The sequence below is a fragment of the Yersinia kristensenii genome (genome assembly GCF_900460525.1).
Taxonomy (GTDB): domain Bacteria; phylum Pseudomonadota; class Gammaproteobacteria; order Enterobacterales; family Enterobacteriaceae; genus Yersinia; species Yersinia kristensenii.
Genome location: NZ_UHIY01000001.1, coordinates 2,432,196 through 2,448,695, shown reverse-complemented (window position 1 = coordinate 2,448,695; position 16,500 = coordinate 2,432,196). Strand labels below are relative to the sequence as shown.

Here is a 16,500-nt window from a genome sequence, read left to right as displayed (position 1 = left end):
ATTAGCCAGTACAGTTTTCGCGGTTAGTGCTGTCAATTTGTGAGGTGAGTTGTAAATAACATGTAATGGTATTGATAAAAATAATGAGATGAACTACAACAAATGTATCACTCAACAGGTCAGACCTCCTACATCTCAGGAGCTTCATTATGATGGTTCTTAGTATTGTTGCCTTGCTGGTTCTTATTGGTGTGCTGTTCTATCACCGGGTAAACCTGTACCTCAGCAGTTTGGTTCTGGTGGTTTACACCGCCGCTATGGGGGCTGTGCAGTTATGGTCATACTGGGCATTATTGCCGCTAGTGATTGTTCTACTGCCTCTGACCTTCACGCCGCTGCGCAAATCCCTATTTTCAGCGCGTGCATTGCGCATGTTCCGTAAAGTCATGCCAGCTATGTCACGAACTGAAAAAGAAGCGATTGATGCGGGCACAACTTGGTGGGAAGGGGATTTATTCCAGGGCCAACCTGACTGGAAGAAGCTGCACAATTATCCCAAACCGCAATTAACTGCCGAAGAGCAAGCTTTTATCGATGGGCCGGTTGAAGAAGCCTGTCGTATGGCGAATGACTTCCAGATTACCCATGAATTAGCTGATTTACCGCCAGAACTTTGGGCTTATTTGAAGGAAAATCGCTTCTTTGCGATGATCATTAAGAAAGAGTACGGCGGCCTTGATTTCTCCGCCTATGCTCAAGCCCGGGTATTACAAAAACTGTCTGGTGTATCGGGTATTTTGGCCATCACCGTCGGCGTACCTAACTCCCTCGGCCCCGGTGAATTACTGCAACACTATGGGACTGAAGAGCAAAAAAATCATTATTTACCGGGTTTGGCCCGTGGCGACGAAATTCCTTGTTTTGCTCTGACCAGCCCGGAAGCAGGTTCAGATGCCGGTGCCATCCCAGATACCGGGATAGTGTGTATGGGGGAATGGCAAGGTAAACAGGTACTGGGCATGCGCCTGACCTGGAACAAACGCTATATTACCCTCGCGCCCATCGCCACGGTACTCGGGCTGGCATTCAAATTATCTGACCCCGAACATTTACTGGGTGAGACAGTTGATTTGGGGATTACCTGCGCGCTTATCCCAACCAATACCCCAGGGGTGGAAATTGGTCATCGCCACTTCCCGCTGAATGTGCCATTCCAAAATGGCCCGACTCGCGGTAATGATATCTTTGTGCCCATTGACTACATTATTGGCGGGCCTCAAATGGCCGGTCAGGGCTGGCGGATGCTGGTAGAATGTCTGTCAGTGGGGCGCGGTATTACATTGCCTTCCAACGCCACGGGTAGCTTGAAAAGTGTGGCGATGGGGATTGGCGCTTATTCCTATATCCGCCGTCAGTTCAAAGTCTCAATTGGCAAAATGGAAGGGATTGAAGAGCCATTGGCCCGCATTGCCGGTAACACTTATGTGATGGATGCCGCCGCAACCTTAATTACCAGTGGCATCATGCTGGGCGAAAAACCGGCGGTACTGTCCGCCATTGTTAAATATCACTGTACTCATCGTGGCCAACGCGCGGTCATGGACGCGATGGATATTGCTGGCGGTAAAGGCATCTGTCTTGGCCCGGCTAACTTTATTGCCCGCGGTTATCAGGGCGCGCCTATCGGTATCACCGTGGAGGGCGCGAACATACTGACCCGCAGCATGATTATCTTCGGTCAGGGCGCTATCCGTTGCCATCCATTCGTACTTGATGAAATGGCTGCGGCGCAATCTAACGATGTTGCCGCCTTTGATAAAGCGCTGTTTGGTCACTTGGGCCACGTGGGCAGCAGCAAAGTTCGTAGCTTCTGGCTCGGGCTGACCAATGGCCGTACCAGCGCCACACCGGTCAAAGACAGTACTCGCCGCTATTATCAGCATCTAAACCGGCTGAGCGCCAATCTGGCATTGTTATCTGATGTCTCGATGGGGGTTCTGGGGGGCAGCCTGAAACGCCGCGAGCGTATTTCTGCCCGCTTGGGGGATATTCTTAGCCAAATGTATCTGGCATCAGCCACCTTGAAACGCTATGAAGATGAAGGCCGTCAGAAAGAAGATTTACCGCTGGTGCACTGGGGTGTGCAAGATGCCCTGAATCAAGCGGAACAAGCGCTGGATGATTTACTGCGTAACTTCCCGAATGGCTTTATTGCCGGGTTAATGCGGTTGGTTGTCTTCCCGTTCGGCCGTGTACATCAAGCGCCATCAGACCATCTGGACCATCAGTTGGCGCAACTGCTGCAAGTTCCGTCAGCCACCCGCAGCCGGATTGGTCGTGGTCAATATCTGACACCGAGCGAGTTTAACCCGGTTGGTTTGCTGGAGGCGGCATTGCTGGATGTCATTGCCGCAGAGCCGATTCATAAGCGCCTGAGTAAAGACGCGGGTAAGAGCCTGCCATTTACCCAACTGGATAAACTGGCTAAACGCGCATTAGCTGAAGGGAAAATTAATGCTGAGGAAGCCGCAATACTGACCAAAGCAGAAGCTAGCCGCCTGCGCTCTATTAATGTCGATGAATTCGAGGCTGATGAACTGGCTGCCAAGCCGGTGGCCAAGCAGCCCGCTAAACAACGGCAGACTGAAGCCGCATAATGACATTAGCCTTATTGATGTGAGTGTCTAATGCTTAAAACTAAGCCTCCAGTCATTGGAGGCTTTTTTATCATCTTCATCCCGCAAGACAATGATATAAATCACGAGCAATCTTGCAGTAAATCACGAACTATCACCCCAAACTGCTGAGGTTTGCCGGTAAATAACACCTTATCGGGTTGAATCTGTAACAGCCGTTGGCGTAAATCATTCCGCCATTTTTTATCGGTAATCAGCCGAACCGCTACCGCAATATATTCAGCCAAATCATGGGCAATTAGTTCTTCATCCAGCCCCAAGCGGCGAAATAATCCCTCATCAATGTGCTCGTGGACTTCGGCCCCACTCAGACACACACCGGGCAACCCCTGACGCACAGTATCGACGATGCCATTGGTGTTACCAAAAGGAAAGGGATTGATAAACAGATCACACTGATTAATCACCTGCAAATAATCCAAATATCCCAAGTGTTCATAGATTTTAGCTTGAGGGATAATGTCATTAATCGCTTTTTCCATCACTCGATGGGTGATACCCCAACAGAAACCCACCAGAAAATGAAATACCACCGGCGTAGAGGTTTGCTGAGCAATTTCAGCGCAAGTGGCTAAAAAGCGAGGATTAATTTTCATCGCGGATGCACAAACAGCAATATGTACCGCTGGCCGATCATTAAAATGCGATATGGGTTCCGGCTGATTGATATTGGCAGGCGGCACATAAGGCAAGCAATCTTTGGGTAATGAGACCACTTTCTCTGAGAAACACGTAATATCCCCCAGATAATCCTCTTCGACTAAAACTGCATCAATATAGTCAGAATGGGTAGTCGCGGGGTGCCCCAATGCCATGACCTGCAAGGGGGCCAACCGCAAGTTAGTCAGTGCAATAGTCTGTGGGAACATACCGACACTGGGGAAATAAATTACGTCCGGTCGTAGTTTCTGCGCCAATGCTACAATGGTCTCCACCGCCCCTGCTCGGCTAACCTCAGTGAAGTCATCAAAGACCTCCCGAGTGATGGCGTCAGTCGCTTCAACAATAGTGACTCCATGAGTAGAAAATTGCTCACGGGCTGCGCGTAAGGTACTGGAATGCGTACGATAAATTGAATGACCGCTATTAAACCATTCTAAGATAACCAACATTAAGGGCTTAGTGCGTGATGGCGGTGACAAGTCATTATCAGATAACCCATTGTGAAGCAGTGTGTTACGCAAATGAAAATTGATACTGCGTTTTATGGCGTGTTTTTGTGCCATATCAGCATAACTGCAATGCATATAAACATCGTGCAATATACGTTCAGGAAGATGTTCGAGACTCTCCAAAGTTAAGAGTTTTTCAGGTAACCAATCCAACAAAAGTTCACGTTTGGCATGACCTGCCACACTGGGTAAAATACGCGGCGATAATAATGCCAAAAACAAAGCGGCGGCGGCGTGCGGATTAAATTGCCACAATGTATCTGGCTGAAGCGGAATTCCCGATTCAGGTAAGTACGCCAGACAAAATTTCAGGAAATTATTTTTCTCAAACCGCAGAGGATGAGCACACCCCTCCCCAGCCTGATTAAGATTAGTAATAACATGATCCGCATGACCAAATGGAGAGGCGGCGAAAATTAATGCAATCCAGCGATGGAAATTAATCAGTTGTAAAAACCCTTTATCTGATAGCACGAATCCGGGATCAGAAAATAGATTGCCAATGGCCGCAGCTAATCGATTACAATAATACTCTTTCTGTTGTAATGGCTGTTTGTTAAGAGAGAAAACCTCCCAGCGACCATAGTGGGTATCCAATTGTTCCAGCATCAATATCAATACCCGCCCCGCCTCCTCATAGCGCCGCACACAAACTAAAAACTCGAAATAAGGTAATGAAAAGGTTGTCGACTTCTCCACCTCTTGGGCTAATTCACCTGTTTCGTTCACCATTGTCAGTCCTCCTTGTCACTCTGACATCACGACTTATCTAACGAATTTAGATAGTTAAGAATCCCATCATTCCCGATTTGATAGCCAAGGTAGTGGTTTCCAACGGCCCAAAACATGTTCGTCACAAAGTGCCTGTTTGGTGGTGACATACTCTGGATATTGAGTGGTTAAACCCTCTGGGATACAGACCGCGACACTGATTTTTTCGGCGATATTATGCTCAGATTCAGTCACGGTAGCTGGAGGTAACTGCTGTTCTTCGAGGGAACTGAGGGCCTGGCTTAGAGTCTTCAGTAAGCTGCCCGTTTTATCCCCTGTCTGAGGTTGCGCTGTTGGCTCTGAGGTTGTTTTCTCTTCTGAAGTTGGGTCAGGTTTAGTTCGCCCCCCTGTTGTATCTTTATTAACTGGCTTACCATTAATGGTCACATTCTCACCAATGCTTTCCGGCAAACTGATAAACACGGGTGGCTTATCGGAGCCGGTATTCCCGCTAATCGCAATTTCATTTATCGCAGCAAAATCATCGACGTAAACACCGTGATTATTACTCGAATTACCGTTTACCTCACCACCATTGACCGAGCCATTGATATGTACGCCATGGCCATCACCCGCAGCGTTACCATTGATGGTGGTATTACCTTTATTCGTTGTCGGGCCGGTGATCTCCACACCATGCCCGTCGATGGAATGACCATTTATGGTGGTGTTATCCAGCGTGTTATTACCATCAATATGAACACCGGTACCTTTTTCGCCCGTCGCATTGCCATTCACCGTCAGTGGATCGCCCTGCCCGCCGCCGCTCAAAGTGGCATTCTCACCGACATCCACCCCGGTGCCATTGACGGTATCGCCGTGCACTGCGCTGCCGTTGTTGCCGGTGAGGTTACCGGCAATTTCGACGCCCTTGCCGTCAGTGCTGTTGCCATTCAGCGTGGCGTTATCCAGTTGGGTATCGTCATCGACTTTGATGCCCGAACCGCTATCTGAAGTGCCATTGACTGTACCGCCGGTGATCGCGCCGTTGAGTTCCACCCCGTTGCCTTTATCCGCGTTGCCATCAATGGTGCTATTGCCGTTATTCACCAGCGGGCCGGTGATATCGACGCCGGTGCCGTCGGTGGCATTACCGGCTAAGGTGGTGTTATCCAGCGTGTTATTGCCCTCCAGCTGCACCCCGGTGCCGCTATCACCCGTGGCATTGCCGGTCACGTCCAGTGGGTCGTCAGTGCCGCCGCCAGTCAGCGCCGCATTCGGCACCACATCCACCCCGGTGCCATTAACGGTATCGCCGTGCACCGCGCTGCCATTGTTGCCGGTCAGGTTACCGGCGATCTCCACGCCCTTGCCGTCCGGGCTGTTACCGTTCAGCGTGGCGTTATCCAGTTGGGTATCGTCATCGACTTTGATGCCCGAACCGCTATCCGAGGTGCCGTTGACGGTGCCGCCGGTGATCGCGCCGTTGAGTTCCACCCCGTTACCGTCAGTGGCTTTACCGTCCACCGTGGTATTGCCTTTATTGGTTAGCGGGCCGTCGATATCCACCCCCGCGCCCTTGGTGGCATTACCGGCCAGCGTGGTGTTATCCAGCGTGTTATTGCCCTCCAATCGCACCCCGGTGCCGCTATCACCCGTGGCATTGCCGGTCACGTCCAGTGGGTCGTCAGTGCCGCCGCCAGTCAGCGCCGCATTCGGCACCACATCCACCCCGGTGCCATTAACGGTATCGCCGTGCACCGCGCTGCCATTGTTGCCGGTCAGGTTACCGGCGATCTCCACGCCCTTGCCGTCCGGGCTGTTGCCATTGAGGGTGGCGTTATCCAGTTGGGTATCGTCATCGACTTTGATGCCCGAACCGCTATCCGAGGTGCCGTTGACTGTACCGCCGATGATCGCGCCGTTGAGTTCCACCCCGTTGCCTTTATCCGCGTTGCCATCAATGGTGCTATTGCCGTTATTCACCAGCGGGCCGGTGATATCGACGCCGGTGCCGTCAGTGGCATTACCGGCTAAGGTGGTGTTATCCAGCGTGTTATTGCCCTCCAGTTGCACCCCGGTGCCATTGTCGCCAGTGGCGTTACCGGTCACTTCCAGTGGGTCGTCAGTGCCGCCGCCGCTCAAAGTGGCTTTCTCACCGACATCCACCCCGGTGCCGTTAGTGGTGTTGCCATTCACCGAACTGTTGTTATTACCGGACAGATTACCGGCAATTTCGACGCCCTTGCCGTCCGGGCTGTTGCCATTGAGGGTGGCGTTATCCAGTTGGGTATCGTCATCGACTTTGATGCCCGAACCGCTATCCGAGGTGCCGTTGACTGTACCGCCGGTGATCGCGCCGTTGAGTTCCACCCCGTTGCCTTTATCCGCGTTGCCATCAATGGTGCTATTGCCGTTATTCACCAGCGGGCCGGTGATATCGACGCCGGTGCCGTCAGTGGCATTACCGGCTAAGGTGGTGTTATCCAGCGTGTTATTGCCCTCCAGTTGCACCCCGGTGCCATTGTCGCCAGTGGCGTTACCGGTCACTTCCAGTGGGTCGTCAGTGCCGCCGCCGCTCAAAGTGGCTTTCTCACCGACATCCACCCCGGTGCCATTGACGGTATCGCCGTGCACTGCGCTGCCGTTGTTGCCGGTGAGGTTACCGGCAATTTCGACGCCCTTGCCGTCAGTGCTGTTGCCATTCAGCGTGGCGTTATCCAGTTGGGTATCGTCATCGACTTTGATGCCCGAACCGCTATCTGAAGTGCCATTGACTGTACCGCCGGTGATCGCGCCGTTGAGTTCCACCCCGTTGCCTTTATCCGCGTTGCCATCAATGGTGCTATTGCCGTTATTCACCAGCGGGCCGGTGATATCGACGCCGGTGCCGTCGGTGGCATTACCGGCTAAGGTGGTGTTATCCAGCGTGTTATTGCCCTCCAGCTGCACCCCGGTGCCATTGTCGCCAGTGGCGTTACCGGTCACTTCCAGTGGATCGTCAGTGCCGCCGCCGCTCAAAGTGGCGTTTTCACCGACATCCACCCCAGTGCCGTTAGTGGTGTTGCCATTCACCGAACTGTTGTTATTACCGGACAGATTACCGGCAATTTCGACGCCCTTGCCGTCCGGGCTGTTGCCATTGAGGGTGGCGTTATCCAGTTGGGTATCGTCATCGACTTTGATGCCCGAACCGCTATCCGAGGTGCCGTTGACTGTGCCGCCGGTGATGGCGCCGTTGAGTTCCACCCCATTGCCTTTATCCGCGTTGCCATCAATGGTGGTATTGCCGTTATTCACCAGCGGGCCGGTGATATCCACACCGGTGCCGTCGGTGGCATTACCGGCTAAGGTGGTGTTATCCAGCGTGTTATTGCCCTCCAGCTGCACCCCGATGCCGTTATCGCCAGTGGCGTTACCGGTCACTTCCAGTGGATCGTCAGTGCCGCCGCCGCTCAAAGTGGCATTCTCACCGACATCCACCCCGGTGCCATTGGCGGTATCGCCGTGCACCGCGCTGCCATTGTTGCCGGACAGATTACCGGCAATTTCGACGCCCTTGCCGTCAGTGCTGTTGCCATTCAGCGTGGCGTTATCCAGTTGGGTATCGTCATCGACTTTAATACCCGAACCGCTATCCGAGGTGCCGTTGACTGTACCGCCGGTGATCGCGCCGTTGAGTTCCACCCCGTTGCCTTTATCCGCGTTGCCATCAATGGTGCTATTGCCGTTATTCACCAGCGGGCCGGTGATATCGACGCCGGTGCCGTCAGTGGCATTACCGGCTAAGGTGGTGTTATCCAGCGTGTTATTGCCCTCCAGTTGCACCCCGGTGCCATTGTCGCCAGTGGCGTTACCGGTCACTTCCAGTGGGTCGTCAGTGCCGCCGCCGCTCAAAGTGGCTTTCTCACCGACATCCACCCCGGTGCCATTGACGGTATCGCCGTGCACTGCGCTGCCGTTGTTGCCGGTGAGGTTACCGGCAATTTCGACGCCCTTGCCGTCAGTGCTGTTGCCATTCAGCGTGGCGTTATCCAGTTGGGTATCGTCATCGACTTTGATGCCCGAACCGCTATCTGAAGTGCCATTGACTGTACCGCCGGTGATCGCGCCGTTGAGTTCCACCCCGTTGCCTTTATCCGCGTTGCCATCAATGGTGCTATTGCCGTTATTCACCAGCGGGCCGGTGATATCGACGCCGGTGCCGTCGGTGGCATTACCGGCTAAGGTGGTGTTATCCAGCGTGTTATTGCCCTCCAGCTGCACCCCGGTGCCGCTATCACCCGTGGCATTGCCGGTCACGTCCAGTGGGTCGTCAGTGCCGCCGCCGCTCAAAGTGGCATTCTCACCGACATCCACCCCGGTGCCATTGACGGTATCGCCGTGCACTGCGCTGCCGTTGTTGCCGGTGAGGTTACCGGCAATTTCGACGCCCTTGCCGTCAGTGCTGTTGCCATTGAGGGTGGCGTTATCCAGTTGGGTATCGTCATCGACTTTGATGCCCGAACCGCTATCAGAGGTGCCGTTGACCGTGCCGCCGGTGATCGCGCCGTTGAGTTCCACCCCGTTGCCTTTATCCGCGTTACCATCAATGGTGGTATTGCCGTTATTCACCAGCGAGCCGGTGATATCGACGCCAGTGCCGTCGGTGGCATTACCGGCTAAGGTGGTGTTATCCAGCGTGTTATTGCCCTCCAGTTGCACCCCGATGCCGTTATCGCCAGTGGCGTTACCGGTCACTTCCAGTGGATCGTCAGTGCCGCCGCCGCTCAAAGTGGCATTCTCACCGACATCCACCCCGGTGCCATTGACGGTATCGCCGTGCATCGCGCTGCCATTGTTGCCGCTCAGGTTAGCGGTGACTTCCACCCCTTTGCCATTGGGGCTGGTGCCGTTCAGCGTGGCATTATTAAGACTGGATTCGCCATCGACTTTGATGCCCGAACCACTATCTGAGGTGCCGTTGACCGTGCCGCCGGTGATCGCGCCGTTGAGTTCCACCCCGTTGCCTTTATCCGCGTTGCCATCAATGGTGCTATTGCCGTTATTCACCAGCGGGCCGGTGATATCGACGCCGGTGCCGTCGGTGGCATTCCCCGCCAGCGTGGTATTATCCAGCGTGTTATTACCCTCCAGTTGCACCCCGGTGCCGTTATCGCCAGTGGCGTTACCGGTCACGTCCAGTGGATCGTCAGTGCCGCCGCCGCTCAAAGTGGCATTCTCACCGACATCCACCCCGGTGCCATTGACGGTATCGCCGTGCACTGCGCTGCCGTTGTTGCCGGTGAGGTTACCGGCAATTTCGACGCCCTTGCCGTCAGTGCTGTTGCCATTGAGGGTGGCGTTATCCAGTTGGGTATCGTCATCGACTTTGATGCCCGAACCGCTATCAGAGGTGCCGTTGACCGTGCCGCCGGTGATCGCGCCGTTGAGTTCCACCCCGTTGCCTTTATCCGCGTTACCATCAATGGTGGTATTGCCGTTATTCACCAGCGAGCCGGTGATATCGACGCCAGTGCCGTCGGTGGCATTACCGGCTAAGGTGGTGTTATCCAGCGTGTTATTGCCCTCCAGTTGCACCCCGATGCCGTTATCGCCAGTGGCGTTACCGGTCACTTCCAGTGGATCGTCAGTGCCGCCGCCGCTCAAAGTGGCATTCTCACCGACATCCACCCCGGTGCCATTGACGGTATCGCCGTGCACTGCGCTGCCGTTGTTGCCGGTGAGGTTACCGGCAATTTCGACGCCCTTGCCGTCAGTGCTGTTGCCATTGAGGGTGGCGTTATCCAGTTGGGTATCGTCATCGACTTTGATGCCCGAACCGCTATCAGAGGTGCCGTTGACCGTGCCGCCGGTGATCGCGCCGTTGAGTTCCACCCCGTTGCCTTTATCCGCGTTACCATCAATGGTGGTATTGCCGTTATTCACCAGCGAGCCGGTGATATCGACGCCAGTGCCGTCGGTGGCATTACCGGCTAAGGTGGTGTTATCCAGCGTGTTATTGCCCTCCAGTTGCACCCCGATGCCGTTATCGCCAGTGGCGTTACCGGTCACTTCCAGTGGATCGTCAGTGCCGCCGCCGCTCAAAGTGGCATTCTCACCGACATCCACCCCGGTGCCATTGACGGTATCGCCGTGCATCGCGCTGCCATTGTTGCCGCTCAGGTTAGCGGTGACTTCCACCCCTTTGCCATTGGGGCTGGTGCCGTTCAGCGTGGCATTATTAAGACTGGATTCGCCATCGACTTTGATGCCCGAACCACTATCTGAGGTGCCGTTGACCGTGCCGCCGGTGATCGCGCCGCTGAGTTCCACCCCGTTACCGTCAGTGGCTTTACCGTCCACCGTGGTATTGCCTTTATTGGTTAGCGGGCCGTCGATATCCACCCCCGCGCCCTTGGTGGCATTACCGGCCAGCGTGGTGTTATCCAGCGTGTTATTGCCCTCCAATCGCACCCCGGTGCCGCTATCACCCGTGGCATTGCCGGTCACGTCCAGTGGGTCGTCAGTGCCGCCGCCAGTCAGCGCCGCATTCGGCACCACATCCACCCCGGTGCCATTAACGGTATCGCCGTGCACCGCGCTGCCATTGTTGCCGGTCAGGTTACCGGCGATCTCCACGCCCTTGCCGTCCGGGCTGTTACCGTTCAGCGTGGCGTTATCCAGTTGGGTATCGTCATCGACTTTGATGCCCGAACCACTATCCGAGGTGCCATTGATCGTGCCGCCGGTGATCGCTCCATTGAGTTCCACCCCGTTACCGTCAGGGGCTTTACCGTCCACCGTGCTATTGCCTTGGTTGATCAGTGGGCCAGTGATATCGACGCCGGTGCCGTCGGTGGCATTACCAGCTAAGGTGGTGTTATTAAGGGTGTTATTACCCCCTAACTGAATACCAGTACCCACCTGAACACCGGTGCCTTTATCACCCGTCGCATTACCGCTAATCGCTAACAGATCGTCAGAGGCGCTCCCGGAAAGAATGGCATCTCTATCGATATACACACCGGTGCCATTGACCACATCTCCCTGCACTGAGCTGCCGTGGCTACCCGTCAGGTCACCTGCGATCCCCACCCCTTTGCCATCAGTGCTATTGCCAACCAGCGCAGTATTATTAAGCACGGTGCTACCATCAACGCTAACCCCGGTACCAGTAGCCGAGATACCATTGATGCGGTTATCGTCAAGCACGCCATTCATGACCTGGATACCAATGCCGCTGACCGCAGTCCCATTCACTACACTGCCACTCAGAGAGCCATTAATCTGTACACCAATACCGGTGCCAGACGCGGTACCACTCAATTCCGACTTGCCTTGATTGGTCAGTGAGCCGGTGATATCTAATGCAACACCATCTACCGCCGAACCATTTAAGCTGGTATTACTTAAATCGTTATTGCCATTGAGTTTTATCCCAGTACCGGTATCGTTTATTGCCACGCCCTTTAGGGTCAATAAATCGATTTCACTGGTGCCAGTGACATTTAAATTCTGTGCTATATCAAGGCCATAACCAATACCATTGGTGGTGCCATTAATAACACTCTGATGAATACCTTTGATATCACCGGTTACCTCTACGCCTTTACCGTGGGTACTGCCGCCATTGAGCGTGGCATTATCCAATACGGTATAAGTCACAATATTAGAACCTGGCAGTGAACCCATTTTCACGCCACTACCATTAATTGATTTTCCGGTCAGTACAGTATCGGTAATCGTCGCATTGCCGCTAATGCGTAGACCATCGGCATGGGTTGAACTTCCAGTCACATTAATACGATTAACTTGATGCTCTGCGCTGAAGAGATGAACCCCAGTGCCATCGGTACTGGTGCCTTCAATAGTGACCGAGCCGGGGCTGTTATTAACCACACCAGAAATTGCCACCCCACTGCCACTAACACTACTACCTTTAATTAACGTGTCACCCTCACCATTTAATACCACGGTATTATTACTGGTAGGGAAGTTAATGCCGACGCCGCTGGTTGCGCGCCCCTCCATTATTAAAGAACCATTATTATTAATCGTTAATTGTTTGGGGCTGGTATAGGCGATGCCATTGCCCCCTGCGGAAGCTTGCGCACCTTTATTTTCACCAAGCAGGGATAATTGACTCCCCTTGGCAATATTGAATGTATTGGCACCACTAAATTCAATCCCTTTGCGGGTCGCACCGGTGCCATCTGTCTCGCCTTGAAACGCGATATTCCCTTCAACCGACAAGGTACTGTTGGCTCTAAAAATAAGTGCCGTGCCCTGCGTAGTATTCAGTGCTTTGCCAACAAACGATCCATTATTAGCCACTATGGCACTATTCCCGCCCAAGCTTAAGGTGCCACTTTGGCCAGCCAGTAGTGAAGTCACCGATTCGGAATAAACCGCAACATTACCTCGTGAGGCATTAAAATTAATGTTATTAAAATAAACATTTCCTGACCCAGTAGAAGATCCATTAACATTAATATTTTTAGTAGCTGATGTCAGATTAACATTTTCCAAATCAATAGATGTGGCTTGATTACGATTACCGCCACCATTCTTCCCTATAATAGTGATATTCCCTTGGGCAGTAATATTATTACGGGAGTCATTCGAAGAACCTTCAATATTAATCCCTTCAGATGAAATAAGTGTCTCACCCTTCAAATTAATATCTTTTTGTGCATTTAACGAGCTATTAGATTTAATAAAAATCCCTTTATTACTGGATGAACTTACATTGGCATTAATATTACCTGTAGTTGCTGTGATATTGGCATTTTCAAAAATCAATCCGTCAGCAATATTAGTAGCAGAGATAAAGTCAATCTCATTTGCGGTAAGATTGGTATTGGTGAGGGCTATACTTTTTGAACCATTGCTATTTGCTGTAAAGTTTCCGTTGTTAGTTTCAATATTAACATTATCAATACCAATACCCGCGCCTGATTTATTGCCATAATTTTGAGCTGTTAATGATATATTTTTTCCCACAGTAATATTTATTCTATTAGATGAGTCCCCAATAATTGTCATTGCCTGCACAGACGAATTAGAGGTATTGCCAACTATTGATATATTCTGACCTGCACTCATCCCACCATTACCTTTGAAATAAAAGGCTTTATACTTGAGAGAGCTTAAATTAGTTCTAATATCATCTTTAGCCGTAAGAAAGGTGTTCGTCATCACCACGGCATCATTATCACTGATATTGCCATTCAGTAAAATATTATTAGCACTGATATTGACATTATTGATAGGGCTACCCTTGATGCCCGTAACATTTAAATTAAAATCTCCATTCTCAGCTGTTATAGTGGCAAAATCTCCAGCGACGGTACTGCCGATTTCCGTTCCATTATTAACCGCAACCAGCGATATATTGCCACCGGCAGTCATATTAACCAGAACATTACTGGCATTACCGTTTATTTTTATTGCTTCAGCACCCGCAGTAGTAGAGTTACTGGTCACACCTTGCAAATTGATATTGCCACTGGCCTTTACATTGGTATTACCTGAAAACCAAATCCCTTTGGCGGTGGTAGTGACATTGGCATTAATATCGCCGGCTATAGCGGTAAGATTACTGTCTCTGAATAAGAAAGCATCAACCCCAGTGACATTGATGTTAAAGTTAACATTATTGGCACTAACTTGTGAATCCAGTATCCGCAACCCAAGATTAGCCCGAGTAAAAATATCTCCATTGATATCAAATGAAATATTGCCAGACTTAGAAGAAATGTTCCCATTAATAATATCCACTCCTCCTGACACACCATTATCCCCACTAACATTGGCCTGGAATATAATATCTTTATCACTGGTAATGGTTGCATTAGTGAATGTTCCCATCCACGAACTGTTAGAGTTAGACTTCATAGTAAATGACATATTACCCGCACCAGTTAGCACTGAGTTATCAGATACATCAATACCACGCCACCCTTGCCTATTTACATTACTACTTTCACCGGTAATACGCGTTTCACCTGCCACGGAAATATTAACGGCATTAGTGATACTCACCCCAATGAGAGAAGCAACCCTGCTATTACCTTCCAGAGTAAGGTTACCGATCTCATATCGTCCGCCATTAATAATAATACGAGTTGCACTTTTATCATCGGCATATTTTGCTAGTAAATCCCCTTTATTTAATAAAATATTACCATTATTTAATGTAATAACAGAATCTGCGGTGGAGTTTCCCGCTAACAAATTAAGGCTCAGCTTGCCGGCATTAGACGAAATATTATTGTTAATGGTAATATTGCCATCAGCATGCAATGTCAGCGTAGCATCGCCTCCGGCGGTTTTATTAATATCAGCACTCACCGTAATATTACACCAACGGCAATTGGTTAAACTGCTATTACTAGTGGTTACCGTCACATTAGTGCCACGATCGAGCTGAGTATTGATGCTGGTATTCAGTATTTGTGCAACATTGGCGGTTGGCGTAAAAACCTGTGCATTTTTCACATATCCCGCAGGAAGATCCCCGGACTGAACCGATGAACCACTCTCAGCACCACTGTCAACAATGTTGACCTCGGCCGGATCGAGTAACCAACGGCCTTTATTACCGAGAGTTGCACTTGCATCAACCTGACCAAAAGCCTGTAAATTGTGCTTACTGGATGTTTCTACCTTCCCACCATCACCTGATTGTGATCCACCACGGGCATGAATATTGCCATAGAAAGCGGTGTAATCTTCAGACCATAGTACAGCAGTTCCGCCCGCTCCTTGATGCGAGGAGGAAACATCAATATTCGCCCCTTTATCCATGACGACTGCGCGGGCATTTTTTATTAGTTTATTTTTACCTTGCCAGTCGCCGCCGACCAGCACTTTGCCACCGCCCTTGGCTCCACGTGCATCAATTTTACTCGCAGCAACCAAATGTATGTTTTTACCTTGCAGAATAATATTGCCGCCGTGGCCTTGCGGGTCACTGGCATTAATGACTCCCTGCTGGCTCACTATCCCATCACTGCCACCATCGAGGTAAATAACACCATTTTTTTCAGCCAAACCGCGCGCCTGCAAAATACCGGTATTATCAATCACGGTATTCATTAACATCTCTTTACCGAGAGCAGTCAGTTGGATAACCCCGCCGTCAGCCTGAATCAGCCCGCCGTTTTTTAGCAAAGTGCTGACCTGTTCACCCTGAATTTGCACTCCGAGTAAACTGCCATGGTCCAGATTAAGAGTAACGCGGCCCCCACTTGCTAGTGCTACTTTCCCTTGCGGTGTATTGATAATACCTGAAGTTTGATTATCAACCTGTTGACCAATCAGCGCGATATAGCCGCCCGATGTGGTACGCAAATTAGCCTGATTAATCACTTGGCCTTCATGGCCACGGCTGGTCAGCGTATAGCATCCGCTAATAAAATCTTTATTAGACATAGATTTAGTACTGGCAACTAAACCCCCCGCATCAACTTGTGCGCCTTTACCAAATAGAATTCCATTTGGATTAAGTAAAAAGACCTGACCATTGGCCTTTAAGTTGCCATATATTTGTGATGCATCGCGGCCTAATACTCGGTTCAGTGCAATACTCTGCTGCCCGGGCTGGTTATAAATAACGCTGTTACCTTGCGCGATATCAAAACTGCCCCAATTGATCGCCAACTTATCACTTTGCTGAGTCACAGTAAGGGTGGTGTTATTAACATCCAATACACCTTGACCAATAACAACCTTGCCGTTAACCGGCAGTGAGGAATGAGCAAATACCAGTAAAGGGCAGGTGCCGAGCGCTAATCCCATCAATATAGCCAGATGGCTTAATATTCCGGTCTTATTATTATCATTAATTAATTTTCCTCCAGGAGACGAAAACGAACGCCCATAAGCTCGAGTATATTCCCCGACAGCAATCAAACATCCCAACCGATGACAAAAAACAAGTTTGTATAATTTACTGTTCATTATTCACGTCCATTAAATCTGACAAATATGCCGAT

At 51.0% G+C, this 16,500-nt stretch carries 3 protein-coding genes; 1 reads left to right on the top strand and 2 read right to left on the bottom strand.

All coding sequences use genetic code 11. The features are described from left to right. The first annotated feature begins 149 nt into the window (after positions 1–149). A complete protein-coding gene (fadE, locus tag DX162_RS11165) occupies positions 150–2,597 on the top strand; it encodes an acyl-CoA dehydrogenase FadE (RefSeq protein ID WP_004392334.1) in 2,448 nt (815 codons plus the stop codon). Positions 2,598–2,698: 101 nt separating this feature from the next. Here the strand turns inward: fadE and DX162_RS11160 are convergent, their stop codons facing one another. Beyond that, entirely contained in the window at positions 2,699–4,540 is a 1,842-nt protein-coding gene (locus DX162_RS11160; protein ID WP_004392335.1) for a hypothetical protein, read from the bottom strand. A gap of 66 nt (positions 4,541–4,606) precedes the next feature. Then, positions 4,607–16,465, bottom strand: coding sequence for an ESPR-type extended signal peptide-containing protein (locus DX162_RS11155; protein WP_098081143.1), 11,859 nt, complete (start codon positions 16,463–16,465; stop codon positions 4,607–4,609). Between the last annotated feature and the right edge of the window lie 35 nt (positions 16,466–16,500).

Coding starts and splice junctions, on each gene's coding strand:
- DX162_RS11155 (WP_098081143.1), bottom strand. CDS start 16,465: ATGAACAGTAAATTATACAAACTTGTTTTTTGTCATCGGTTGGGATGT.
- DX162_RS11160 (WP_004392335.1), bottom strand. CDS start 4,540: ATGGTGAACGAAACAGGTGAATTAGCCCAAGAGGTGGAGAAGTCGACA.
- fadE (WP_004392334.1), top strand. CDS start 150: ATGATGGTTCTTAGTATTGTTGCCTTGCTGGTTCTTATTGGTGTGCTG.